The 24,845-nt window shown below is 42.2% G+C and carries 25 protein-coding genes; 5 read left to right on the top strand and 20 right to left on the bottom strand.

Features of this window, described 5'->3' with window-relative positions; translation table 11 throughout:
- Window positions 1-455 precede the first annotated feature (455 nt).
- Complete coding sequence (locus GYK50_RS06015) at window positions 456-1,358, bottom strand: D-Ala-D-Ala carboxypeptidase family metallohydrolase (protein ID WP_223334207.1); 903 nt, start codon at window positions 1,356-1,358, stop codon at window positions 456-458.
- A gap of 348 nt (window positions 1,359-1,706) precedes the next feature.
- Between GYK50_RS06015 and rodA the strand changes: the two genes are divergently transcribed.
- A complete protein-coding gene (gene rodA, locus GYK50_RS06010; RefSeq protein WP_071001679.1) occupies window positions 1,707-2,849 on the top strand; it encodes a rod shape-determining protein RodA in 1,143 nt (380 codons plus the stop codon).
- Window positions 2,850-3,758: 909 nt separating this feature from the next.
- A complete protein-coding gene (locus GYK50_RS06005; RefSeq protein WP_071001681.1) occupies window positions 3,759-4,373 on the top strand; it encodes a septal ring lytic transglycosylase RlpA family protein in 615 nt (204 codons plus the stop codon).
- 89 nt (window positions 4,374-4,462) lie between these two features.
- Here the strand turns inward: GYK50_RS06005 and radA are convergent, their stop codons facing one another.
- The 11 genes from radA to GYK50_RS05950 form a co-directional block, all read right to left on the bottom strand.
- Window positions 4,463-5,899, bottom strand: coding sequence for a DNA repair protein RadA (radA, locus tag GYK50_RS06000; RefSeq protein ID WP_093069985.1), 1,437 nt, complete (start codon window positions 5,897-5,899; stop codon window positions 4,463-4,465).
- Between the two features lie 267 nt (window positions 5,900-6,166).
- Window positions 6,167-6,946, bottom strand: coding sequence for an LPS export ABC transporter ATP-binding protein (gene lptB / locus GYK50_RS05995; protein ID WP_071001684.1), 780 nt, complete (start codon window positions 6,944-6,946; stop codon window positions 6,167-6,169).
- Window positions 6,947-7,012: 66 nt separating this feature from the next.
- Window positions 7,013-7,495: a lipopolysaccharide transport periplasmic protein LptA gene (gene lptA / locus GYK50_RS05990; protein ID WP_227511569.1), complete on the bottom strand. Its 483-nt coding sequence runs from the start codon at window positions 7,493-7,495 to the stop codon at window positions 7,013-7,015.
- Between the two features lie 153 nt (window positions 7,496-7,648).
- Window positions 7,649-8,233, bottom strand: a complete 585-nt coding sequence (lptC, locus tag GYK50_RS05985) for an LPS export ABC transporter periplasmic protein LptC (protein WP_058024069.1) — start codon at window positions 8,231-8,233, stop codon at window positions 7,649-7,651.
- Complete coding sequence (locus GYK50_RS05980; RefSeq protein ID WP_071001685.1) at window positions 8,230-8,796, bottom strand: KdsC family phosphatase; 567 nt, start codon at window positions 8,794-8,796, stop codon at window positions 8,230-8,232. The genes lptC and GYK50_RS05980 overlap by 4 nt, the downstream gene beginning before the upstream one ends.
- A gap of 76 nt (window positions 8,797-8,872) precedes the next feature.
- Window positions 8,873-9,865: a KpsF/GutQ family sugar-phosphate isomerase gene (locus GYK50_RS05975; RefSeq protein ID WP_093069980.1), complete on the bottom strand. Its 993-nt coding sequence runs from the start codon at window positions 9,863-9,865 to the stop codon at window positions 8,873-8,875.
- A 220-nt stretch (window positions 9,866-10,085) separates the two neighbouring features.
- Window positions 10,086-10,616, bottom strand: coding sequence for an RNA chaperone Hfq (gene hfq / locus GYK50_RS05970; protein ID WP_058024072.1), 531 nt, complete (start codon window positions 10,614-10,616; stop codon window positions 10,086-10,088).
- A 404-nt stretch (window positions 10,617-11,020) separates the two neighbouring features.
- Complete coding sequence (gene miaA / locus GYK50_RS05965; protein WP_212564462.1) at window positions 11,021-12,169, bottom strand: tRNA (adenosine(37)-N6)-dimethylallyltransferase MiaA; 1,149 nt, start codon at window positions 12,167-12,169, stop codon at window positions 11,021-11,023.
- Window positions 12,170-12,221: 52 nt separating this feature from the next.
- Window positions 12,222-13,958 (bottom strand): DNA mismatch repair endonuclease MutL, encoded by a 1,737-nt coding sequence (mutL, locus tag GYK50_RS05960; RefSeq protein ID WP_212564461.1) that lies wholly within the window; start codon window positions 13,956-13,958, stop codon window positions 12,222-12,224.
- A gap of 41 nt (window positions 13,959-13,999) precedes the next feature.
- Window positions 14,000-14,530, bottom strand: coding sequence for a tRNA (adenosine(37)-N6)-threonylcarbamoyltransferase complex ATPase subunit type 1 TsaE (tsaE, locus tag GYK50_RS05955; protein WP_071001691.1), 531 nt, complete (start codon window positions 14,528-14,530; stop codon window positions 14,000-14,002).
- Complete coding sequence (locus GYK50_RS05950) at window positions 14,523-15,125, bottom strand: 6-pyruvoyl trahydropterin synthase family protein (protein WP_212564460.1); 603 nt, start codon at window positions 15,123-15,125, stop codon at window positions 14,523-14,525. Before GYK50_RS05950 ends, tsaE begins: the two co-directional genes overlap by 8 nt.
- A 341-nt stretch (window positions 15,126-15,466) precedes the next feature.
- On the opposite strand from GYK50_RS05950, the gene GYK50_RS05945 reads away from it, so the two are divergent.
- Window positions 15,467-15,613: a hypothetical protein gene (locus GYK50_RS05945; protein WP_212564459.1), complete on the top strand. Its 147-nt coding sequence runs from the start codon at window positions 15,467-15,469 to the stop codon at window positions 15,611-15,613.
- Between the two features lie 72 nt (window positions 15,614-15,685).
- On the opposite strand, the gene GYK50_RS05940 is transcribed toward GYK50_RS05945, so the two are convergent.
- From GYK50_RS05940 to GYK50_RS05935, 3 genes are read right to left on the bottom strand one after another with little or no spacing between them, the layout of a single operon-like run.
- Entirely contained in the window at window positions 15,686-16,018 is a 333-nt protein-coding gene (locus tag GYK50_RS05940) for a YnfA family protein (protein ID WP_212564458.1), read from the bottom strand.
- A 6-nt stretch (window positions 16,019-16,024) separates the two neighbouring features.
- The gene (locus GYK50_RS12875; protein WP_420070478.1) at window positions 16,025-16,201 is read right to left on the bottom strand and encodes a hypothetical protein; all 177 of its coding nucleotides are present in this window, start codon (window positions 16,199-16,201) and stop codon (window positions 16,025-16,027) included.
- Window positions 16,202-16,215: 14 nt separating this feature from the next.
- A complete protein-coding gene (locus GYK50_RS05935; protein WP_223334195.1) occupies window positions 16,216-16,737 on the bottom strand; it encodes a PhzF family phenazine biosynthesis protein in 522 nt (173 codons plus the stop codon).
- A 352-nt stretch (window positions 16,738-17,089) separates the two neighbouring features.
- Here GYK50_RS05935 and htpX point away from each other — a divergent pair, with 352 nt between their 5' ends.
- Entirely contained in the window at window positions 17,090-18,004 is a 915-nt protein-coding gene (gene htpX / locus GYK50_RS05930; RefSeq protein WP_212564457.1) for a protease HtpX, read from the top strand.
- Window positions 18,005-18,069: 65 nt separating this feature from the next.
- On the opposite strand, the gene GYK50_RS05925 is transcribed toward htpX, so the two are convergent.
- The 3 genes from GYK50_RS05925 to GYK50_RS05915 form a co-directional block, all read right to left on the bottom strand.
- Window positions 18,070-18,621 carry a ParB N-terminal domain-containing protein gene (locus GYK50_RS05925; protein ID WP_212564456.1) on the bottom strand — a complete coding sequence of 184 codons (552 nt, stop codon included), beginning with the start codon at window positions 18,619-18,621 and terminating at the stop codon, window positions 18,070-18,072.
- Between the two features lie 209 nt (window positions 18,622-18,830).
- Window positions 18,831-20,105: a saccharopine dehydrogenase family protein gene (locus tag GYK50_RS05920; protein WP_212564455.1), complete on the bottom strand. Its 1,275-nt coding sequence runs from the start codon at window positions 20,103-20,105 to the stop codon at window positions 18,831-18,833.
- Window positions 20,106-20,419: 314 nt separating this feature from the next.
- On the bottom strand, window positions 20,420-21,661 hold the full coding sequence (locus GYK50_RS05915; protein WP_212564454.1) for a carboxynorspermidine decarboxylase: 1,242 nt from the start codon (window positions 21,659-21,661) through the stop codon (window positions 20,420-20,422).
- A gap of 99 nt (window positions 21,662-21,760) precedes the next feature.
- On the opposite strand from GYK50_RS05915, the gene GYK50_RS05910 reads away from it, so the two are divergent.
- A complete protein-coding gene (locus GYK50_RS05910; protein ID WP_212564453.1) occupies window positions 21,761-22,426 on the top strand; it encodes a DUF924 family protein in 666 nt (221 codons plus the stop codon).
- Window positions 22,427-22,546: 120 nt separating this feature from the next.
- Here GYK50_RS05910 and GYK50_RS05905 read toward each other — a convergent pair whose 3' ends face one another.
- Together GYK50_RS05905 and GYK50_RS05900 are read right to left on the bottom strand one after the other, a co-directional pair.
- Window positions 22,547-23,725 carry a CAP domain-containing protein gene (locus GYK50_RS05905; protein ID WP_212564452.1) on the bottom strand — a complete coding sequence of 393 codons (1,179 nt, stop codon included), beginning with the start codon at window positions 23,723-23,725 and terminating at the stop codon, window positions 22,547-22,549.
- Between the two features lie 246 nt (window positions 23,726-23,971).
- Complete coding sequence (locus GYK50_RS05900; RefSeq protein WP_212564451.1) at window positions 23,972-24,844, bottom strand: ribonuclease HII; 873 nt, start codon at window positions 24,842-24,844, stop codon at window positions 23,972-23,974.
- Window position 24,845: the final 1 nt, after the last annotated feature.

Genomic DNA, 24,845 nt, shown 5'->3' with positions numbered 1-24,845 from the left:
TTGTTTCCTTTCATTCGATTTACTGCATCTTGCAACTGCTGAATGCTGCTTTGTCATAAATCCCGCTTATAATAACCATAATCTTCTTCCTTGAAGAGTGATAAGGATATAAAGATAGTAAATGAAAATATTCATATTAGAACATAAATATTAAATTCCAAACAATTTTTTGGTGAACTTGCGCGTCTAGCCAGCTCATCCTATTAATCATTTAGCTGTAAAATTTATAAGCGATATTATACTGTTTCTCGTTTTTTTATTGTCACTAATTTGAGTGTGCGCTTGCTTATGACGCGTTAACCCTTAGCTATAGTGAATTCAGTATAAAAACGATACAGTGGGACTGGGATAAATTTTTCGCAGCATCGAGCAGCGTAGGCACAGCACGCAAGGAAAATTTAGACCAGTTCCACCTTGATATATAATGTATCTGTTTTATTTAGGATTGACTATATCTAATAGCGACAATAAGAGCTACTACTGGTATGGTTAAAACCCCATTTACGATAACCATCGGTATCTAGATGAATCGCACCTGTGGCATATAAACCCAAGCCAAAGTTGTAAGACTGTCCTTGATATTGCCAAAACTGGCACAGGCCATCCTGCATCGTACTAAGCCGCCATAGGTTGTCTTCGTACTCTGGCACCCAAATATCCATGGCACTTGCATTCATATGCTTGCTACTGCCAGCACCGCCAGCACAGTCGTTCAGCCCAGGGCTACGATACACCGAGCGTATCTCAGTACTTAAAGGCAAAATGCCTTGATTTTTTAGCTCACTATAGAGGTGTAGTGTTGGCACGATATTGGCCCACAACTCTCGCGGTGGCAGCTGATAAGGCTCATAACCGCATTTGTCCCAGCTGCGCGCGGTGGTAAGTAGCTGAGACAGTGGTGGTACATTTTGTGCACCCACACGTGCGCTCAAATAGCGCTGATATTCGGCTACTTGCCTAGCACGGTAACTGTTACTGTTGAGCCATGCATTAAAGTCCATGCTCGTAAGATCGTTATTAGCACTATTATAGGTGTTATTCGTTGTGCTGTAGCTGTTATTACGGTAAGTTGTATTATAAGTCGGTCTTCGTTGATTCACATTGACGCGTTTGTTTTCCTCGATAGACAGACTGGCATCAATTTCAAAATCACGCTGCTTTTGTGCAATCAAGCTTTGCATACTATCGCCATTTGATGCATTTGCGCCACTTAACATAGTGACACCAGGGCGCTGACTAGAGACATTGTTAGAAGGCGATATATAAGCATTGCTAGTGTCGCCACTGCCTTGACGCACTTCGATACGGCGTTCACTACTATCAGTTATAATAGCGGCATGAACACTGATGCTACTCATACAAACAACCAGTGCAAGAATAGGCTTCTGGATTTGTCCATAGTTATGGTTTTTTGATTTTATCATTGCAGGAATCTACCGCTAAAAACGTTTTATCGATACTATCAAATTTTCAGCAAGCAGGCTAAACTATCGCCTCTAATCTGAGGCAGGATATTCGTAATTAACACTTATCCTTATCACTTTTATAATTACGTGACTTTATTGCCTAGATGTTAAGTATCTGCTTGTTTTTTTGTCCGTGGGCTTCTATTAGAATAGAGACCATCAAATACTCATCACATATTTTATATAAGACAGCTTAGATAACCTCTCCCTTTTACTCCAACTGCTAGCCAAACTTTGCCTATGTCTTCTAACCCGCAATACCGTTTTTCACGTCAGAGCCATCACTTAGGCCAAGGTCATGCACCGACGATCTGGCAACGTATTCACATCGATCCGTGGTTGACCTTGCTTTTGTTAACGGTTTGCTGCATTGGCCTGACGATTTTATATAGTGCTGCCAGTCAAGACATCGGCATGGTCATACGTCAGATGGTAAGTTACGGTGTGGCATTCACCGTAATGTTTGCGATGGCACAAATACCGCCAAGCCTTTACCGTACCTTTACGCCTGTGTTTTATGTATTAGGTCTTATATTATTGGTATTGGTTGATATCATTGGTGAAGTGCGTATGGGTGCTCAGCGCTGGATCAACTTACCTGGGTTTGGTAGTGTGCAGCCGTCTGAGTTTATGAAGCTTGGTATGCCGATGATGTGTGCTTGGTTTTTGTCCAAGCGTGATCTTCCGCCATCACCGTCCAGTATTGCCATCACTCTGGCATTGATTATCGTTCCTGTATTGCTGATTGCAAAAGAGCCTGATCTTGGCACTTCGCTTTTAGTCGCTGCTAGTGGCATTTTTGTGCTGTTCTTGGCGGGCCTATCTTGGCGTCTGATTTCTGCTGCTGTGGTTTTAGCGATACCTTTTATTGCATTTGCTTGGAACTTTTTGTTGCATGATTATCAGCGTACGCGCGTCCTAACCTTACTCAATCCTGAAGCCGATGTACAAGGTGCTGGATGGAATATTATTCAGTCAAAGACAGCCATTGGGTCAGGCGGGCTCACTGGCAAAGGGTATTTAGAAGGCACACAGTCGCATCTGCATTTTTTACCAGAAGGTCATACTGACTTTATTATTGCAGCTTTCTCTGAAGAATTTGGTTTACTAGGTGTCATGCTGCTGATGTTTATTTACTTTTGCCTTTTGTCGCGTGCCTTGTATATCGCTTTCACCCATCCTGACATTTATAGCAGGCTGCTTGCGGGCGCTATTGCCATGTCTTTCTTCGTTTATATATTCGTCAATGTCGGTATGGTTGGCGGTATTTTACCTGTTGTTGGCGTACCCCTTCCTTTCATCAGCTATGGTGGTACCGCTATCGTGACTTTGATGGCAGGTTTTGGCTTATTGATGTCGATTCACACTCACAAATCTGGTTAAAAACACTGATAAACAATACCTTATATATAAAACATCAGTAAATTATCATTGAAATATGACAAACACACATCATTTATATCTCTCAAAAACACTGAGCATAAAATAAAGCACTCTCGCATGACTAATGACAACAAAGTTTAGATTAAATCAAAGTATCAGCGATTTTGCTACTATTAATATTTTGTTACTTTTAATAGATACTACATAACCCCCAGTCATGACCAGACTATCAAAATGCTGTCATGAGACATAAAGTATTGTTATTTAATTACTTGTATCATACTGTCATTAACAGTGATTTTTTTAACCAAAATGAATTGTAAATCAGGGCTGAAATATTTTATTTCTTGTTTTTTACAAAAAATTGCGTTAACCTCGTTTTACTGTACTTTGATACATAACCCGTACATAGCCACTAACAAAATTTGCATTTAATTATACTTTGGTTGTAGATTGGTCGTATAGTTAGCATCTTGTAGATTTCAGACTTTCAAATACACTACTTAATTAACGGTTTAATAACAAAGCATCACGCAAAAACTTTTAAACCCTTCATTACTTTAGCAATATCAGAAAGTTTGTATATCGGAAGTTTTATAGATACGACATATAGTGACATTGGTACTTACTCTCTAAGTTAAAAATAAGTACTCAATGAATATCGCTGACTATCATTTAAGCATGTTCTAAGTAACTACGGTCATTACTACCGCTACTTATGATCATAAAATGAAAAATTACCATATATTGAAACCTGTAAGAGTCTCGCCCTAAATATTAATCGCTATCAAAACAATAGATTAATATAAAGATTCTAGAGTTTGATTCACTGTTAGATTGGTCTAACGCTGTCATACTTAATCTAAAAATTTAGAGTTAGGTTTTGGTGTATAAGTTATAGAGGTATTTATGAATAAGCGTTTATCTGGTTTACTTACTATGTCGGCAGTTTTATTCGCTGGCTCTGCAGTTGCTACAAATGTAAATGCTGTAGAAGCAAAAACCTCCCTTGCAATGATTTCACAAGATAACGCCTCCCATATCGATCGTGTACTTGGTGAGCTTAGCCGTCAGCATGATGGTGCATCAAGTTTGGTCAAATCAGCACGTCAGCCTACTTCATTAGCACTTAGTAGTTCACTATTAGCGAGTGATACCACTCAAGTCACTAATGATGAAGATGTGTTAGAGCGTCTAACCGCAGTAGCCTCTAATTCTGTTAGTAAATTTAAGCAAACTGGTCTTGCCTCTTGGTATGGTCGTAAGTTTCATGGCCGAAAAACTGCTAGTGGTGAAACTTTTGATATGAATGGTTTGACGGCAGCACATCGCTCACTACCACTCAACTGCTATGTCAAAGTGACCAACAAGACGAATGGCAAGAGCGTTGTAGTAAAAGTGAACGATCGTGGTCCATTCCATGGCAACCGCGTATTAGATTTATCGTATGGTGCAGCTAAGCGCCTAGGTATCACTAATAAAGGTGTCGGTAATGTCGCTATTGAGCGTGTTTCAGGACCTTAGTTTTAAAACTTATAGCATATAAAAAAGCCCTTAACTTATCATGAGTTAGGGGCTTTTTTGATCAAATCTTTTATACTTTTCAAGATTGGTTATAACTCAAACGCACTTTCGATGGCATCGTCAAGACGTTCAACAGCAATCACATTGATTCCTTTAAATTGAGGCGCATCTTTAGCAGGTGCATTGGCCTTTGGAATAATCGCATGTTTGAACCCATGCTTCATCGCTTCTTTTAAACGCTCCTGACCGTTGGGTACTGGACGGATTTCACCAGATAAACCGACCTCACCAAACACTGCTAATGACGATGGTAATGGCTTTTCTTTGATGCTTGAGGCACATGCCAACAACACTGCCAAATCAGATCCAGTCTCTATGACTTTGACGCCACCAACAACGTTGACATAGACGTCTTGTCCACTGGTATGAATGCCACCGTGACGATGCATCACTGCTAGTAGCATGGACAAACGCTGGAAGTCCAAACCCAACGCCATGCGTCTAGGCTGTCCTTGGGAGTCATCCACCAACGCTTGCACCTCAACCAGTAATGGCCTAGTCCCTTCACGGCTAACCATAACAACAGATCCAGCAACGGGCTTATCATAACGGCTCAAAAATATCGCTGATGGGTTGGCAACTTCTTTGAGCCCCATGTCAGTCATGCCAAAAATACCCAGCTCATTAACCGCACCAAAACGGTTTTTGACTGCACGAATCATCCGAAAACGTGAGTCAGACTGACCTTCAAAATACAATACCGTATCGACCATATGCTCAAGTACACGTGGGCCTGCTAAAGTGCCTTCTTTCGTCACATGGCCCACTAAAAATAGCGCTGTACCTGTTTGCTTTGCATAGCGCGTTAAGATCGCGGCAGACTCTCTGATTTGACTGACGCCGCCTGGTGCAGAATTGATGGCGTCAGTATAAATAGTCTGGATAGAGTCAATAATAGCAATGGCTGGCTGCTCTTGGGTCAAGGCCGCACAAATGGTTTCCACATTGGTCTCTGCGAGTACGCGAAGTCTATCAGCAGGTAAATCTAAGCGTTTGGCACGCATAGCTACTTGTGCAAGTGACTCTTCGCCAGTCACATAAAGCGCGCTACCTGCCAAAGAGTCAGCACGTGCCATATTAGTCGCTGTCTGCAACAATATGGTTGACTTACCAATACCCGGGTCACCACCGATTAGTACGACGGAACCAGCTACCAATCCGCCACCCAGCACACGATCAAACTCACTAATGCCTGTTGGCAAGCGTGTGTCTAGCGTCACACTGACTGCGTTAAGTGGCATAACGGCGCTGTGAGTGCCAGAGTAGTTACCAACTGGTGCAGCAGTACTACGAGAAGTGGATCGGCCGGCATTAGGCTTGGCGGTACTTTTATTGTGATGCGGCATACTGACATTTGGCGCTTCTACCAAGCTATTCCATTCGCCGCAATCTGTACACTGCCCTGCCCATTTGCCAAAATGCGCGCCGCAATTCTGACAGACATAACTGCTTTTATTTTTTGCCATAAATGATGAGCCTTATCCAGATGATTAGTCGAGAATAATGAATAAAATATCGTACGCTCTTTGATGAGTGGGAATGTAAGAGTGTTTGTCGCGATCAGCCAGTTGTGAGTATCGAAAGCTGTATTTGATAGAAGGAAGAGCGTTAAGCGTAGGTTATTCTAAATATAATGAAGATGTTGACTGCTGGCTTTATAAGTTAGTTGCAATGCTAAAATCAGCAGTTCGTGTAGATAAGAATATGAGTAAAAAATGATTTAGCACAGCGGGCTATACTTGAAAGTCTTTACCTAAGTAAACAGATTTGACCAGATCATTTTCTAAGACTTCCGATGAAGTACCTTCGGCAATGATAGCCCCTTCTGAAACAATATAAGCCTTTTCACAGATGGCTAACGTATCACGAACATTGTGATCAGTGATTAAGACACCAATACCACGATTTTTCAGTGTCAAAACAACATCCTTGATATCGCCAACAGAAATGGGGTCTACACCGGCAAATGGCTCATCCAATAAGATAAATTTAGGATCCGCTGCTAGCGCACGAGCAATTTCACAGCGACGACGCTCGCCGCCTGACACACTCATTCCAAGTGAGGTACGTACATGTTCTAAATGAAATTCGCCAATCAGCTTTTCAAGCTCTTGCTGCTGCTCAGCTTTACTTAATTCTGTACGAGTCTGCAAAATCGCCAATATATTGTCTTCGATAGATAATTTACGGAAAATCGACGCTTCTTGCGGCAAATAACCAATACCAGCACGAGCACGCTCGTGCATAGCGTATTTAGACAGATCCATTTTTCCTAGAGTGACACGGCCCTTATCCATATTGACCAGTCCCACCACCATGTAAAAACTGGTCGTTTTACCAGCACCATTCGGGCCTAGCAGTCCAACAACTTGGCCTTGCTCAACAGAAAACGAGACATCTTTGACTACCCAGCGCTTGCCGTAACGTTTACCCAAATTTTGCATAGTCAAGCGAGCGACAGGCGCCGTATTGCTATTTGATACTGAAGAATCTATATTTTTATTGTCACTCATAGCTTACTCTTGCTTTCACGATATTCGTATACTACCAAAAACCTATTCATGCTTTGGTTGGCTAGGTTAGCGAACGCCACTTTGGTTGGTATTATTATTTGGTGGAAATACCAACTCTACTCGCTGATTACCACCAGCGGTCGCTTCTACATCACCTGCTTTTAGACTATAACGAATAACATTACCGGCAAAACTTGCCCCATTCTGAACCAGCTTGGCATTTCCTGTTAGAGTGATAATGCCAGATACCGCGTTATAATCAATCTTATTTGCCTGACCTTTTGCCAAGCCTTTTTCTTGCGTCACAACCTGCTGCATAGTTGCTGGACGACCCGTCGCTACCGCTGAATTAATGCTGCGCTGCTGCGAGAGATTGACTGTGATATTGTCCGCAGTCATTTTAAAAGTGCCTTGAGTAATAATGACATTACCTGAGTAACTAGTGACGCCAGTACGCTCACTATAAGTGGCCTTGTCCGCTAGCAGTTTGATTTGCTGATTGGCATCTGATGGCAGTGCATGGCTATACAATGGTAGGGCTAACAACATAAACGTTGGAACAACACGTAGCTTATGTGAGCAGATTGATGCGCATAAAGTAGGCAAAAATTTAGATTTCATATAATAACTCGTTTCATAATTGTTGATAGGATTTGCAAACTTCATGATGGCTGCTGTTTTAATGTAGTAGAAAACGCTAGTTTAAAATAATGCTTTATCTTGACGATCAGCGGGCGTAAAAGCGACAGCAACTTGCCCAAACTCATATTCACCCGTTTCCAGATTGGCGGTCATGCTGGATGCTTCAAAACGATTCATCCCTTGTTCAATTTTGACGGGCTCATCGCTATACACTTGACCAGACTTTGTATTGCCTTTTAGGGTACTACCAGTCACTTTGATTGGCTCAATATCAGACGCCTCTTTATTACCTTCGCTAACCAGTGTAAAGCCACCTGATAAGCTCAACTCCCCTGTTTGCTGACTGATGGCTGCACTACCTGCTTGAATACGGTAGCGCTGCTCTGTTGACGGCTCCCAATTCATCGTGATGCCTGACATCTCATCCTGATTGGTTTCAGGATTATGCGTCAAAGACTCAGCAGTAAGTTCATACTCAGTTTCACCTTGCTCATTTGTCTGAACTGCTTTGATATCAGTGGCTTCATAATCGACATCTGTCGTCTCGATATTGACTGGTGGCGACACATCCCCTTGTTGCTGGAAAAACCAGCCCGCAATACCGGCAATAATCAACGCTAATATAATGAGAACACGTGTATTCACGACAGTTCATCCTGAGCTTGAGTTTCATCAAGCGTATAATGTGCGATAAAGTCTTGATAATGTCCGTACCCCTTTAAGATGAGATCACATACTTCACGTACTGCGCCGGTACCACCTGCTCGAGTGGTGACCATATCACTGCGTTTTATGACTTCCGCGTGTGCATTGGGCACGGTTGCTGCAAACCCTACCGTTTGCATCGCTTTAATATCTGGCAAGTCATCACCCATATAAGCGCAGTCGGCAGCTGTAATATTGAGCGCAGGATCAAGAGACGATAATAACTCTTTTAGTGCAATGAGCTTATCATCCCGCCCTTGTACCACGTGATTGACACCCATTTCTGTTGCACGTTTGTCAACCATAGCGCTGCTACGCCCAGTAATAATAGCAGTTAAAATGCCATAACGCGCTAGAGACTTAACACCGACGCCATCCTGTACTGAAAACGCTTTGGTTTCGATACCATTTGCGTCGTAGATAATTTGACCATTAGATAAAATCCCATCGACATCCATGATCAATAGCTTTACTTGTCCGGCTTTTTTTATTAAATCTTGCATTATTTGTCTCTTTTTGACGAATATTTTTCTAACTATTTTATATGAAAAACCAATCGTTCTATCAACTATTAATGAATTACTTTACACCAGCTTGTAATAGATCATGAACCGTGATGACTGCTTCTAAACGATCTTCATCATCAATAATTAGTAATTGACTGATACCATTTTCATTCATGACACTCAAGGCATCCGATGCGCGCATTGTTTTACTGATATGGCGTGGGTTACTGACCATTACCTCATTCATCGGCGTTTGTAGATCAATACCTTTTTCAAGACCACGGCGTAAGTCACCATCTGTAAATACGCCAACGACTTTATCATTATCATCCGTCACCACGGTCATCCCTAAGCGTCCAGCAGACATCGTAAATAGTGCTTGCTGTAGCGGTGCTTGTTGGTGAATCAAGGGTAAGTCTTCTGACTTGGTATGCATTAAATCTTCGACACGCGTCAATAGCTGACGACCTAATGCGCCCGCTGGATGCGATAATGCAAAGTCCTCAGAAGTGAAGTTACGAGCATGTACCAAGGCGACCGCTAGAGCATCCCCTAACGCTAAGGTAGCCGTTGTACTCGATGTAGGGGCAAGATTGAGCGGACAAGCCTCTTGTGAGTGGCCAAGGGTCAAAACAATATCAGCCGCTCGTGGCAGCATACCGCGTTTATCTCGGCTGATACTAATTAGAGGGATGTTCAAGCGTTTGACCACTGGCAATAGCATCTTAATCTCATCGGATTCACCAGAGTTCGAGATAGCAAGCAGTACATCACCTTTGACCAGCATGCCCAAATCGCCATGACCTGCCTCACCAGGATGCATAAAAAAAGCAGGCGTACCCGTCGAGGCAAAAGTCGCTGCTATTTTACGTCCAATCAATCCTGATTTACCCATGCCCGTTACTACCACTCGACCCTGACAAGCCAAAATAACGTCACATGCTTGTGCAAACCTGTCATCTATCTGCTCTGTCAACAATGCTAATGCAGATATCTCAGTATTAATCGCGTCAATAGCCGTTGTGATAAATTGCTCATGGGTCAAATCAGTTGTAGTATCGCTCATGGATCTGCTCTATTTTTATAATGAATCAACCTAGTATTTTACTATACTCTGTTTCATATTAATAATGGCCTACCATTTATATAATGGAGACAGCCATTATTTTTTACAGTAACTATCTGCTTATTTATATAAAAAAAACCCACTATGTTAGCAGGTCTTAATCGTATAAATCATGTCTTTTAATGTATAGTTGGATAATACACTCAATGCGTGCAGCTAATTAACTATTGGTATCATTCGATCCGTTGTCCGGCTTTTCTTCAAAGCCCGTACCGTCTGTCGGTGCATCAAAACCACGATCCTGTCCAAAGCCGCCGCGCTCAAAACCGCGTTCCTGACCTTGTCCAAAGCTACCACGCTCAAAGCCACGTTCTTGACCTTGACTAAACCCTCCGCGATTAAATCCACTACGACTAGAGGCAAAACCACGCTCTTCAAAACCGCCCGCAGCAGGATTGCTGCCACGCTCAAAGCCACCCCCTTGATAACCAGTTTGCGCTAAGCCTTGAGGTTGAGCGCCAGTACCTGTAGTGGTTGTACTACTACGCGGGTTACGAGCTGGCACTACGGTTGAGATGGCATGTTTATATACCATCTGACTGACTGTATTTTTGAGGAGTACAACATATTGATCGAATGATTCAATTTGGCCTTGCAGCTTGATACCGTTAACCAAAAAAATAGAGACAGGAATGCGATCTTTACGCAGTGAATTCAAGAATGGATCTTGTAAAGTTTGTCCTTTTGACATGAAGTCTCTCCTAAATATTATGTAGTTATGTTTTGAGTGCCAATTATTCTAAGTGTCAATTCAATTATAATGGCTAAAAGGCAGATACAATAATACGTTTTCTTTGTAAAACGTATCTAAATAAATATTCGTTGTTCTTAAGTTATCCCACTTTATCGCGAGTACGTTATTATTGTTAGTAATTAAGTAACCACTTGTTTCATCAAGCGTTTTTTCTTTAAAAGTTAATAGCTATCTACTACCAAGATAACTGTATTTAACGGCTACTAGATCTGTAGTAAGCTCAAATTATAACAGCTATCCATGCTAATTTTTGAAACTAATTGTGATTCTTTATTTATATATCAATAACGTGCTTTGAAAACGTAAAGTAAGACGCACGTTAATAAGATAAAAGCATGTTTTCAAAAAAGATAATCTCTTGCTTGTGCCATTGTTGTAAAGTTTTTTAGCACCATCCCTTTGGTGACCGCATCATCAAACTCAGATACAGCATCAGGCAATTGAGCCACTTTTCTAAGCCATGTATATTGGCGCTTTGCCAGCTGCCTTGTGGCATATAATGCCTTATTTTGCATGTCCTGACAAGCAAGCGCTTCGGTCTCAGCATAGGATACATCTGGCTGAGCATTTGTGTAAACGCCCTCGCCTTGTATCTTATTTATGGCCATTAGGCTTTTAGAGTCTGCGAAGGCTTCATAAAATTGGGCTTTGTCCAAATGGGTTTTATCCAATACTGGATGCTGCGTACGAACGAGATATTCCAATACTTGGCGATAACCCACACAGCGCATAGACGGCATATTAGGGGTCAGCGGGTACTTCTCAAGTAAGCCAACAACCTCTGCCACTAACCCTTCTTGCCACATGATATCAAGGCGCTGTTCGATACGCGCATGTAACCACGGGCGGTCTGGTATCACTGACAATGCATGCCACTGCTGTTCTGGATGATGGGCCAAAGCTTGTTTTGGCTCACGCTGCCAGTCGCTTATGGGCCTATCTGTCTGCAAATAAACCTCAATTGCCCGAGTAATGCGCTGAGTATCCGTCGCATTCAAACGCTGATGGCTAACTGAGTCAACATGGCCAAGATAATCATATAAAGCACTGATACCTTCCTCTTGTCGCCACTGCTCAACGCGTGCACGTACGCTGTCATCGCTATCAGGTACGGGAGACAGGCCATCGAGTAGCGCCATGTAGTACATCATAGTGCCGCCTACTAACAGCGGTATCTTTTTGCGCTCATGACACTCATCAATAAGACGTGCTACATCATCAACAAACTCAGCGACGCTATAGCTTTGCATGGGATCAATAATATCAACCAAATGATGCGGATAACGCGTTAATTCATCTGCTGTTGGTTTTGCGGTACCAATATTCATATCGCGATATATCAGTGCTGAATCCACAGAAATCAGTTCAAAACGGCCTGTATCGTATAATTCATATGCTAATGCTGTTTTTCCGCTGGCAGTGGGCGCCATCAGACACACGACACTATTATCAGGCAGATTAGTAGAGACGCTATCAGACGAATATTGCATAGAATTGCCTTTCTCAATATGTAGTTGGCTAAAATAGTAGTCAGCTTGATATTTATTCGGATGTAGAAGATAACATTAGTGTGACTAAACGATGACTGTCTAAGATTCTGATCGCATTTCTTGTCAGTATATCAGCGAGATCTGCGACAAAAACTGCTGAGTCTTGTGCAGTCATTTGCGAGCTTACTGTTGTAAGCTGTTGATTGATCTCCATAGCACTGTTTGACATTTTATCTTTTTTAAATACCTTATTGCTAAATATAGATGATTCAAACAACTGTCTTACCTTTGACTGCCAGTCTTTAGTACTTATTAATAGACATTGCCCTTGATGATAAAATAAGAGCCAAGGTAGGTTTTTATCAGTTGCGGTTGAATCGATAACAAGAGCCTCTGCATCATTAATAATATCCAAGCAGATTGGTAAGGATGAAACTGTAGGCGCTTCGGATGAACGATACGAAGTACGGCGACTTTGCTGTAACGGCTCATCGACATAAGATGGTGCTGGTTCTTTAGCTGGCGACTTATGTGAAAATGATTTGCTTGAAGCAGATTGATATGACTGCCTAGGAGCTTGCACTTGCCTGCTCTGTCTTGTGTGATCTATAGGCATATCATTGGGCAAATGTGTGTCAGACAAATTATCTACAGAGACGTCTTTTTTTGACACTTCTGGATTATCGGGGCTAGCAACCTTTGACGTAGCATTGACTATTTTTAGCTGTGAACGAATCGTATGGCTTAAGTGAGCCATGATATTGTTTAGCGGACTGATTTTGATACGCTGCTTCGATGGATGCACATTGACATTGAGCCACTGGGTTGGCAACTCAAAATAAAGCGCATACCCCATACCTGCTAGCTGAGCGCTCTGAGCAAGTTGACGCATTTGGTTACTGATCAATGCTTCTTTTACCAAGCGACCATTCACATAAATTAGCTTTGGCAATGCTATCTGCTCATCAGTCATCGGCCATAACCAGCCACTGATTGCTGCCTGATTAACCGTGCTATCGCCGTACGCTACAGACGACTGCACAAGACTCGATAAATCTATCGATATCGCTAGCGCATTGTCCGTTAATGGCATACCAGTCGCTTGTTCTAGACGCGGCAATGGTAGACAGTTAGCATCATTATCGTTAACGTTTGTAGCATTTGCAGACAATGATAACCGCTTTTTATTGTCATGAAAAAGTGTCAGTGCGACATCAGCTCGCGCCAGTGCGACTTCACGGACGATGGTCTCGATATGGCCAAATTCAGTGGCAATAGATTTTAAATTACCGCGGCGGGCAGGCACATTGAAATATAAGTCTTTGACTATGATTGTTGTGCCGCGATTATGCACGACTGGTGTGAGCTTTGGGGTATCATCTAACACCCCAGCCACCTGTAGTTGACGGCCTATACCACTCTCATCATGGCTACTCGTCAAGGTCAAACGAGAGACAGCCGCCATCGCTGCCAATGCTTCACCGCGAAAACCGAGCGTCGTAATGCCGTGCAAGTTCGCAACATCAGCGACTTTGCTAGTCGCATGACGAGTAATCGCCATCACCATATCATCAGGATGAATACCCACACCGTTATCCACCACTTCAATCATGCCCATACCACCTTGAGTAATACGTACCTCAATATTGGTGGCACCTGCATCAATGGCATTTTCGAGCAGCTCTTTGACGACCGCTGCTGGACGTGTCACGACCTCACCTGCTGCTAGTTGATTAATCAGCAGCGGCGATAGTTTTTTGATGCGGGTGTTGTGGTGGTTATCTGGCATTGATAGATGTCATATTTTAAAAGAATGGCAAGTGGTGTGATTTAGATATTAAATTTTGATAAATCCAGACCTTGCGCTTGGCCTGCTTTTGATACTCTTAAGTGCACTTGGCGTGCTTCATTACCTTTATCATCGTTTTCAACTTGCGTAATATCGATAAACAAAGTTGGCATCGGTAGATAACCATCAGCACGGCTCGCCCATTCAATGATAACGAGCGCTTCAGGCTCATCTAAATACTCATCAAAGCCAATAAAAGACAGCTCTTCTGGATCTTGGAGACGATATAAATCTGCATGATAAACTGGCTTAGTCGTGCCATTGTTTTGTTCAATGCTATAAGGCTCAACCAAGGTATACGTTGGGCTTTTTACCGCACCAGTATGACCGAGAGCATGCAACCAGTAACGCGTTAAAGTGGTTTTACCTGCACCCAAATCCCCTGCCAGCCACACACTACCCGTCAGCGGCAATGCTGCCAGTTGCTTAGCCAATAACTGAGTGTCTTGCTCAGAGTTCAGTATCAAAGTTTGCACGCTGTCACTGTTTTCTATTGATTGATCATTATGCATCAGTCTGAACCTGCATAGTCACCGTTGGATTGGTGAAGCTTTCACCGCGAATCAGCTTGGCATACAGATCAGAGTCCGTCCACTCAGCACGAACTTGTTCACTAAATTCGAAATCCTCTAAAACCAGCTTACCCATTTGCTCGTTTGCCACATCATCGGCGAAACACTGCGCGTAACCCGTCGCGGTTTCATGAGCAATCACTGAATACACACTGACATCCGCCTCACCATTTTGCATTTGCGTCTGTCGCAGTATTTCTTGCGCCCAAAAGAAAATCACCCGTGAAAACTGCTCTGCTGACGGAGATACTGGTAGGCTAATCCAGCGTGCGCTAAATTTCTTGCACGCTGCGATATATTCAGGATCGTCTTTGTTCCAAAAACAAATGGCATGATCAAAGCTGTCGATAATGTCTTTGATCGAAGATTTTAGCAGCCCAAAATCATAAACCATTTGCCCGTGATCTAAACGTGTGGCCTCTAAAATCAGCTCAATCTGATAGCTGTGACCATGGATGGAGTGTTTGCAGCGCTCAGAGCTACAGTTGCGAACGATGTGAGCGTTTTCAAATTTGAATAGTTTACGTATACGCATAATAAGGTGACCAAAACAGTGAGCACGATGGTGCTAAATGTTAATAAATAAGAGTTTGCCGCGTTTATGAATCGGTTTATGGCTAATTATAGCAAATCGCCATGTATCCGTAAGTAAGCACTTATGAATACCATGATTAATTGAACGAATCGATTAGCGCATAACTTGGCTAAAGCAATGATTTCGCTAAAGGAAAGAAACAAGAGAACTGAATCGTAGGCGAATTGTGCGAGTGCTATCTATTACCAACGCTTAAACTTATACTCAATTGGGTAAGCGGCTATGTATGTTAGTCGTCACCATACTTACCTTAAGTCAGCCCAATTGGCTTAGCAGGTTGTATGCGTTATCTACAAAGGAATTACCATGAGCAAAGTCAAGACAGTAAGAAGAATGTCAAAAAGAATCCGCTTCTGACCGCCAAAGAAAAGAAAGCGGCCAAACAAGCGAAGAAAGACGACAACGGTAGTATTTTAGGTAAACATTAATATTTTTCGTATCAATATGCCAATCTGACCTAGTGGTTTGATTGGTATTTTTTTAGTTGGCCACTCGTTTTTTTAGGCACTGCGCGGCGCAAACATAATAATCGCCATTCCTAATAGTGCAACTACTGAGCCCACTATGTCCCACACGGTTGGTCGTATCCCATTGACCGTCCATAACCATAAAATCGCCATACAAATATATACGCCACCATAGGCCGCATAGACCCTACCTGCAGCAGTCGGATGTAATGACAGCAGCCAGACAAACGCGATCAAACTCAGCGCGCCAGGTATTAATAGCCAGATAGATTTACCTTCTCGTAACCATAGATAAGGCAAATAACACCCTGCAATCTCAGCCAATGCGGTCAGCGCAAACAGGCTAACGGTCTTTAATTCTGTCAAACTTACCTACTCCTCAACGGTGATAAATCCAGTCAAATATGATACAGCATTGCCAGAAATAAGCACTCTATCGTCTGCCACGGTACAGTCAAGCACACCGCCGCGACTATTTGCTGGCCAAAAGTATCTAGAGATAAAATCATAATCATGATACTTCTCTGAGGTTGCCTGACAAGTTACCACTACATCATAAGGCGCTATAGCTGCTTCAACTTTTCATTATCACGCACGACATTCAGCACATCGGATTCAGCATCATAGATGACGAAATACGCTTGAGTATTACGATAGACTTCAGCAGGCACAATGGATAGACCTGCTAATAAACTATCAGGAATCTCATCGATTCTTTCAGGCATTCTATTGGGAAAATCCATTTGCATTTTGCCAGAATCCGTTTTTGCGACTGTCAAAATACCAACCGCTTTGGCTGAAAAGTTAATCGACTGTACGTTTGAATTTTTATTAAACAATACATAGGCAGCGGCTAAAGTCGCATGACCACAGAAGTCAATTTCGGTCAATGGTGAGAACCAACGAATATGATAAACACCTATGCCATCAGCAACAATAAAAGCGGTCTCAGACAAGTTATTTTCAGACGCAATAGACTGCATCAAAGCATCATCTAACCATGTATCTGTCACAATAACCGCCGCAGAATTGCCTTTAAACAAAGTGTCAGTGAAGGCGTCTATAATATTTATTTCTAGTTGCATGAGATGTTCGCATTTTTATAATTTTTTAAAGATTAATCTTGGTCATCATTATCTTCCGAGAAATCAAAATAAGAAATAGTTGACCAAAACTTAATACTTAGATCAATAGGCAATAGTTTCGGTGATGTTGTACTGTAGCTAACCAGTCTTGGCAACGAGCTAATATATACCTAGTTCGCTAATTGTCTCAAAAAATCTCACTATAGCTAGGACAACATAATTATTTTAGCATTTTGACAATATTGAAATAGTATGACACACAAAACCCCAGTAAAATCTATCATGGCAAACAAACCTCTTAGATAACCGCCTATCTAGGCCATACCAACACTTTAAATAGGAAATTAGCGTCATGATGCGTATTGGATTGTTTTTATTGACCAACTTGGCCGTGATCGTGGTCTTTAGCATTGTGTTTGGGATACTATCCAGATTTTTTGGGATTGGCGGTGTATATACGGCAGGTGGGCTAGATTATGTCAGCCTTGCAGTTATGTGCGGTATCTACGGTATGGTCGGCTCAATGATTTCGCTATTTCTGTCAAAATGGATGGCCAAAAAATCCACGGGTACGGTGGTAATAGAATCTGCACGCAACCCAACTGAGCAATGGCTGGTCGATACAGTGGCAAAACAAGCGCAAGCGGTAAACATCGGTATGCCTGAGGTTGGTATTTTTAATAACTCGCAGCCAAATGCTTTTGCGACTGGCTGGAATAAGAATAAAGCGCTGGTAGCGGTATCCTCTGGTCTACTACAGAATATGAATCAAGATGAAGTCGAAGCGGTATTGGCGCATGAGATTGGTCATGTAGCCAACGGTGATATGGTAACCCTTGCCCTCATTCAAGGCGTGGTCAATGCGTTTGTGATGTTCTTTGCGCGCATTGTCGGTAGCTTCGTGGACCGTACTGTGTTCAAAAACACCAGTGATCGCCCAGGTATCGGTTACTTTATCACCAGTATTGTGATGGATATTCTGCTTGGGTTTTTGGCATCTGCCATCGTGATGTGGTTTTCACGCTTACGTGAATTCCGTGCAGATCAAATGGGGGCCAAACTTGCCAGCCGCGAAAAAATGATCAGTGCGCTTGATGCTCTGCGTCCTTCTGCACAGCGACCAGATCAAATGCCTGAGAGTATGAAAGCATTTGCAATCTCGTCTGGACAAACGCAAGGCTTTAGTATTGCCAACTTATTCCGCTCACACCCCACACTTGATGACCGTATTGCGGCGCTACGAGAATATAATCCTAGTGAAGGGTGATGAAGAAAACATAATTACGCTGTCATAAAAACGCTTATATAGCGTACAGTGTGTATTTCACTACTCTAGCTAATCCAATCTATTTCCATGAGTTTATCGATTTCTTTTCTATACTTTGGTTCTACATAAATAGGAATATACTTCTCCCGTATTTCTTTTGCAATAGCATATCGGTGATGTCCGCCCATTAACATAACCTCTCCCATAAGGTGAGGTTTTACCAGTGGCGGCGATATAGGTCTTTTTTCAGATAAATAGACAATCAAATATGCCAAGCTACTTTTACACCCTACCGTCCACAGCTCGCCTTTATCCCTACGGCTAAAATGACATAGTTTACTATTTAAGGCATGCAACTCTACTTTCCCTAATATAAAACCTTCTTGATAGTGAGTTTTAAAATTTGATTCATTCTCACCATCTAAAGAGAAGCGTTGACCTTCTTTTGATAAGTCCCAATTAAAGGTAATAGGTGGCCAATCTGAAGAATCTGTTTCTATATACTGATTTGCCTCGCTGGATATTCTTGAATGTAGTAACTTTTTAGAACGATAACTTTCTAAAGTTTCACCTGCGTTATCGGCAAAAATATTGTCAATGATCTCATCCATATCCATATTTAATTCCATTTCTCAATACCAGACGAGCTGTCATAAATTTTGTTCATTATATAGATCGACCTTGAAAATACTCAGCTCTTGATCCTCGTTAGTAGTATCTAATCATCCCCTAGAAATAGTGAATCCAGCTCCTCTTTTTTACAATACAGTCAAACACAAAAAAGCCTATCTATAAAAGACAGGCTTTTCTAAATCAAACTCGTTATTTAAATATCAAACTCAAGCGCTCTATCACCTTCGCTATCTTTGATACGCGTTGGCAGACCAATCTTATTCAATAGATTAATAAATGGCTTGGCATCTAGCTCTTCGACGTTGACCATTGTGCCTGCATCCCATTCACCAGTCGCAACTAGCATCGCAGCAGCAACAGGTGGCACGCCTGCAGTATACGAGATACCTTGGCTACCCACTTCGTTGTAAGCGTCTTTATGATCTGAGACATTATAGATAAACACTTCTGTCTCAACGCCATTGATTTTGCCTTTAACTTTATCACCAATGCAGGTCTTGCCTGTATATTCTGGTGCAAGCGAGCTTGGATCTGGTAGTACCGCCTTCACGACTTTTAGCGGCACCACTTCTTGGCCTTCAGCCGTCATCACTGGCTGCTCAGACAATAGTCCTAAGCTTTGTAAGACAGTGAAGACATTGATGTAGTGCTCACCAAAGCCCATCCAAAAACGAATGTTTGGTACATCTAGGTTGGCTGATAGCGAATGAATCTCGTCATGTCCGCTTAAATAGCTGTTCTGCACACCCACAACTGGCAAATCATCCGTACGTTTGACTTCAAACATTTTATTAGACTGCCACTTGCTATCTTGCCAAGAGTAAACCGTACCGGTGAACTCACGGAAGTTGATCTCTGGGTCAAAGTTAGTCGCAAAATATTTGCCATGGCTGCCGGCATTGATATCAATGATGTCAATATCAGTCACAGATCCTGCATCCATCATGTCATAACCCAAGCGTGCATACGCATTGACCACACCGGGATCAAAGCCTGCACCTAGAATAGCAGTGACATTATTGTCTGCACAGCGCTGTTTGCGTTGCCACTCGTAGTTGTTGTACCACGGCGGCGTCTCACAAATCTTGCGTGGATCTTCATGAATAGCCGTATCTATATATGCCGTGCCTGTTTCAATACAAGCTTCTAGTACGGTCATATTGATAAATGCCGAGCCTACATTAATCAGTATTTGTATTTTTGTATCTTGTATCAGCTGCACGAGTGCTTGGCTGTCCATGGCATCGACCTGATGCGTATGCAAGACTGCAGCCTGCTTAAAGCTGTCTTTTTCTTTTACGCTCTGCGCGATGGCATCGCATTTGTCTTTGGTACGTGAGGCGATATGGATCTCGCCGAGCACATCATTGTGCATCGCACATTTATGCGCGACCACTTGAGCGACGCCGCCTGCTCCGATGATAAGTACGTTTTTTTTGTTAGATTTGGCTGGTTGGTTTGTGTTCAATGAACAATCCTCCTTTGTGTCCCTGTCGATACCATTGATTGTGGCTATGCAAAACAGAAACGAGTGAATGATATGCGTGAATTAAAAAGGAAGACCGAGGAAAACCCACGCACCCGTCGGGCAGATAATACTCCATTATTTGCCCGACGCGATTATAACAATTTTTATTCCCTTATCGGTAAAAAATATGTATAAAAAGTAGAGATATTAAAATGCATACTAATACAGGTTAAGCCTTTGTTTTTTAAACATTAAAATACAAAACCCGACAATAACATAGTCTTAAAAACTAAGGCTACTAACGCTACTAAGGCTTAAGATAGGCTGGCTTTATATTCCTCATAGTCAAACTCACGCTGGATATCAGTACTGCCATCCAAACGGCGGATCACTATCGCTGGCATATTAACCCCATTGAACCAGTTTTTCTTGACCATCGTATAACCGGCCGCATTACCAAAGGCGATCTTATCGCCTATCTGAAGATTACTCGGTAATGCATACTCACCAAAGATATCACCTGCCAAGCAAGAACGACCATAAATAATGGTATGGTCTGCCGACTCAGCATTGGCTTCAGACGGCGCAGCTTCTGCTGGATTGCCAGTAGGTGCAATATTGCTAGCAGTATTATTGATCGCGGCAATCGGTGCGGACTCACGATAGATAAGCAAGTCGAGCATATGTGCTTCAATCGAAGCGTCGACGACGGCGAGATTTTTTTGATTGTGCATGGTGTCTAACACTGTCGTCACCAACGTGCCTGCGCCATGGATACTTGCTTCACCTGGTTCTAAATAAACTTGCACGCCATAGGTCTCACTAAATACTTTTAATCTGTCAGCCAGCTTTTCTAGTGGATAGTCAGGCGCGATAAAATGAATGCCGCCGCCCAAGCTCACCCATTCAAGTTGCTGCAAAATATCGCCAAATCTAGATTCGATATCAGCTAAACTTTCACTAAAAGCCTCAAAACTGTCATTTTCGCAATTGTTATGAATCATAACGCCTGTAATATCGCTTAGTACCGCTGCGATTTTATCTTTATCGTGCTCACCAAGGCGGCTAAATGGACGTGCAGGATCAGCAATCAAAAATGATGAGTTGCTGGTTTTTGGATTTAAGCGTAAGCCTACTGGAACACCTTGCGCTGCCGCTTGATTTTTAAAAGCAGTTAGCTGTGAGATTGAGTTAAATATAATCTTATCAGCATAACTGAGTACTTCAGGAATTTCATCTGCACTATAGGCGACGCTATAAGCGTGGGTTTCTTTTTTATCGCTGCTACTGGCATCAGCGTTATTACCAAAGGTCTCATAGCCCAATCTCACTTCGTTAAGTGAAGACGAAGTCGTGCCATGCAGATAAGGCTGCATCACATCAAAAACACCCCATGTGGCAAAGCATTTTAGTGCCAATAATGCTTTTGCACCAGACAGCTCACATAGCCTAGCGATGATTTTCATATTGGCAACGATCGCCGCTTCATCAAGCACGTAGTATGGCGTTGGTGGCAATGTCGCGTTGATAGAATTCTCTAGATTTTTTGCATTCATAATAGGTTACCTAATAGACACTCTACTGTTGGTATCTTGACAGACAGATATAAATATTTGCGCTATAGTAGACTAAATCCATCATAATTAGAATATCTTATGGCACTCTCAACCGATTATTCCACCTCTGCCAGTCGATCCCATGCCTCTCAATTAGACCCAAAACATATAGACTTGACGCACCTCCACCCGGATGCGCGTGCAGTATTGGATTTTTGGTTTGATAAAGATAATGAAGCGTGTTGGTTTGAACAAAACGATCGTTTTGATAAGCAGATAAAGGACAAGTTTGGTGACATTTGGCAGGCAGCAAAGCAAGGTGAATGCGTTAAATGGCGCCTCGCAGAATCTTCTCTAGATGGCAATAGTTCAATAACAGCGCTAGCAGGACGATTGGCAGAAATCATTGTCTTAGATCAGTTTTCACGAAACCTGTGTCGCGAACAAGCCTGTGCTTTTGCCCAAGATGGTATGGCATTAGTTTTAGCACAAGAAGCCACTCAGCAGCCCTATTTTGACACTTTACCGATGCAATGGCGTAAGTTTATGATTATCCCATTTATGCACTCTGAATCTGCCTTAATTCATGAGCGCTATTTGCCATTATTTAGACAGTTGGATGATGCCACTACGCTAGATTTTGAATATCGTCATAAAGAAATTATTGATCAATTTGGGCGTTACCCACATCGTAATGAGGCACTAGGGCGCAAATCAACTGAGGATGAAAAAGCCTTTTTGCAACAGCCAAACTCTTCATTTTAAAGTAGGTTTTATCCAGTCTGCTTACTTTGTCACATTCTTATAGTGTCTTTATATAAAACAAGGACTGAACCAGTTATCTGGTTCAGTCCTTTTGTTTGTACAATTGATTAAACGGTTTAACTAATAATTTACCTTACCCGTCGTAAAAGTGAATGACTTACTTTCTAAGTTTTTATCATCAACCAAGATATCAAAGCTTACTTGATATTTGGTATTGCCATACAGACCACATTGCTGGCTTTGATTTACCGCGCGATTAACTTCGCAGCTCTTTAGTGCATCTGTTAATGGCAAAATGAATGCCTCATTCGCTGGTAATGCGTAGTTGGTGTTCACATACGGATCGTTATCAAAGTCGATCAATTGAATCGGTACATTAGTATTTCGCTGAGTATCTCGGAACTTGATGTTGCTGACTTTGATTTTGTTCGCTGATGGCATACTCACATAAACAGGCTGTCCGATAGGATCGGTACGTAAATCGCGACCTGTGCCTTTAACAGGGTTTGGCGACTCACTATACAGAGCAGTTACTGTATCAGTCACACCTTGACAGGGATAAGTAAAAACACCTGACACGGTTGTATCTTTGGTCGCTTTTGTCGCTGAGGCATGGCTAACCAAGACATAACCTTGGTTAAGAGCTGGATTTTTGGCATCCGGTTTATATAAAACCATGGCTGAGCCAACAGCGCTTGAGGTGGGTAGCATCAATGAACGCAAATGATAGGGTGCTGCCAACAACGACTTGGCCATTGATGTTGCCACCACATCCGTTTTCAGAAAGCTTCCTGCTGAATTGAAGTAGACAGATTGAGCAATATTTTCTGTGGCACCATATTGTGCGTTGCTGTATTTTGCGTTTAATAAGCGATCTGAGAAATCTAATCCACCGAAGAATGGGTTATTGCTACCTGTCAAACTAGCAATATCGCTGATTTTATTTTCGACATGGGCATTAAAACTGGTCGGCGTGCTATTAGCAAAGACGTATTTGATATAGTTTGCGTGCTTAATCGCAATATCATCAAGCGCCGTATCGACAGATAAGCCACTTAAACCACAACTGGTTCTTGCCAGACTAAATTGATTATTAGCACTTAAGGCTGCTTGCGGATTATTCTCAGTTGGCGCATTGCTTTCATTAATAGGATTACTATCTTGCTCATCTTGTGTTTCGCTCTGTGGATTATTGGATGTAGAACCATTATCAGAGTCACCACCACCACCGCAGGCGGTTAAAAATACCGCTAAGAAAAGCACTACAGCAAGGTTCTTTTGAGGGGGATGAGCCATCATTTCTTATCCTATAAAATAGTAATATATATAATTCATAGTGAGAATAAAACTCAAAATAAAAGCTTAGTTATTGATTTAACAGCACTTTATACCAAGAGCAACATATTGTATTACATTTTATAAATTTTCGCTCGTTATTTTTCCGAAAATTTGCCTATTTGTTAACATAGGTATATATCTTCTTTCTGCTGGTACATTAAATCTTTATTATTAGACGATTTCTAGACGAGATATTGTCGTTTAAAATTAGCTCTCTAATGCCTTTCTCACTGGCGCAAAGCTGCGCCTATGTGCTGATAAGACACCATGTCTCTCAATGGCTTCCATATGTGCGCGAGTTGGATAGCCTTTATGTTTGGCAATACCGTATTCTGGATACTGCATGTCAAGGGCATACATGGTCTCATCACGGCTCACCTTTGCCAATATACTAGCCGCTGCGATACTGGTATGACGTGCATCACCCTTCACCCATGCTTGGCAATCAACAGAAGATGGCGATATGCCCAATTCGTGAAATGTAGCATGGCTCAAATCAGGACAGCGATTACCATCAAACAATACTTCAATTTGTAATTGTTTAAGCAATGTATTCTCATTGTTTTTAGTCACCAAGCATGTAAGAGCGGCATCTAGCAGTGCCTCCGTACACAAGCGCATACCAAGCATCGTTGCTTGTAAAATATTGACTTGATCGATGACAGCTGCGGGTATATCAGCGATGATATAACCGAGGGCATGCACCTTTACCAGTGGATAAAGGATATCGCGCTTTTTTTCACTCAGTTTTTTGGAGTCTGTCAGTATCGACAATGGTGTGTCTTTGAGTGGTTGTTCTTCAATCAATCCTGACCAAGACGCAGGCAATATCGCGGCGGCCACATTGACACTACCTAATAACGGTCCACGTCCTGCTTCATCAACGCCAATTTTTAATATTGACTGTTCTAAGCGTTGCGCTTCATCGCGCTCATATTGAGCAAACAGCTTAGAGGTATTCAACTGTCCATATAAGCGTATAGGCGCCGCCAATTGAATATACTGCCCTTTGACATCAATATGATCAATACTGACGTCAATTATCTGGGCTAGGTTTTTTGTGCTAGGTTGAATTTGCATA

The sequence above is a fragment of the Psychrobacter pacificensis genome (assembly GCF_018336615.1).
In the GTDB taxonomy this organism is placed as follows: domain Bacteria; phylum Pseudomonadota; class Gammaproteobacteria; order Pseudomonadales; family Moraxellaceae; genus Psychrobacter; species Psychrobacter pacificensis.
This window is presented reverse-complemented; position numbering and strand designations above follow the sequence as displayed.

Coding starts and splice junctions, on each gene's coding strand:
- radA (WP_093069985.1), bottom strand. CDS start 5,899: ATGGCAAAAAATAAAAGCAGTTATGTCTGTCAGAATTGCGGCGCGCAT.
- GYK50_RS05975 (WP_093069980.1), bottom strand. CDS start 9,865: ATGAGCGATACTACAACTGATTTGACCCATGAGCAATTTATCACAACG.
- GYK50_RS06005 (WP_071001681.1), top strand. CDS start 3,759: ATGAATAAGCGTTTATCTGGTTTACTTACTATGTCGGCAGTTTTATTC.
- GYK50_RS05925 (WP_212564456.1), bottom strand. CDS start 18,621: ATGGATATGGATGAGATCATTGACAATATTTTTGCCGATAACGCAGGT.
- GYK50_RS05950 (WP_212564460.1), bottom strand. CDS start 15,125: ATGCGTATACGTAAACTATTCAAATTTGAAAACGCTCACATCGTTCGC.
- lptA (WP_227511569.1), bottom strand. CDS start 7,495: ATGTTGTTAGCCCTACCATTGTATAGCCATGCACTGCCATCAGATGCC.
- GYK50_RS05980 (WP_071001685.1), bottom strand. CDS start 8,796: ATGCAAGATTTAATAAAAAAAGCCGGACAAGTAAAGCTATTGATCATG.
- rodA (WP_071001679.1), top strand. CDS start 1,707: ATGTCTTCTAACCCGCAATACCGTTTTTCACGTCAGAGCCATCACTTA.
- htpX (WP_212564457.1), top strand. CDS start 17,090: ATGATGCGTATTGGATTGTTTTTATTGACCAACTTGGCCGTGATCGTG.
- GYK50_RS05945 (WP_212564459.1), top strand. CDS start 15,467: ATGCGTTATCTACAAAGGAATTACCATGAGCAAAGTCAAGACAGTAAG.
- miaA (WP_212564462.1), bottom strand. CDS start 12,169: ATGCAATATTCGTCTGATAGCGTCTCTACTAATCTGCCTGATAATAGT.
- mutL (WP_212564461.1), bottom strand. CDS start 13,958: ATGCCAGATAACCACCACAACACCCGCATCAAAAAACTATCGCCGCTG.
- GYK50_RS05935 (WP_223334195.1), bottom strand. CDS start 16,737: ATGCAACTAGAAATAAATATTATAGACGCCTTCACTGACACTTTGTTT.
- GYK50_RS05910 (WP_212564453.1), top strand. CDS start 21,761: ATGGCACTCTCAACCGATTATTCCACCTCTGCCAGTCGATCCCATGCC.
- GYK50_RS05905 (WP_212564452.1), bottom strand. CDS start 23,725: ATGATGGCTCATCCCCCTCAAAAGAACCTTGCTGTAGTGCTTTTCTTA.
- GYK50_RS05915 (WP_212564454.1), bottom strand. CDS start 21,661: ATGAATGCAAAAAATCTAGAGAATTCTATCAACGCGACATTGCCACCA.
- hfq (WP_058024072.1), bottom strand. CDS start 10,616: ATGTCAAAAGGACAAACTTTACAAGATCCATTCTTGAATTCACTGCGT.
- GYK50_RS05900 (WP_212564451.1), bottom strand. CDS start 24,844: ATGCAAATTCAACCTAGCACAAAAAACCTAGCCCAGATAATTGACGTC.
- GYK50_RS06015 (WP_223334207.1), bottom strand. CDS start 1,358: ATGAGTAGCATCAGTGTTCATGCCGCTATTATAACTGATAGTAGTGAA.
- tsaE (WP_071001691.1), bottom strand. CDS start 14,530: ATGCATAATGATCAATCAATAGAAAACAGTGACAGCGTGCAAACTTTG.
- lptB (WP_071001684.1), bottom strand. CDS start 6,946: ATGAGTGACAATAAAAATATAGATTCTTCAGTATCAAATAGCAATACG.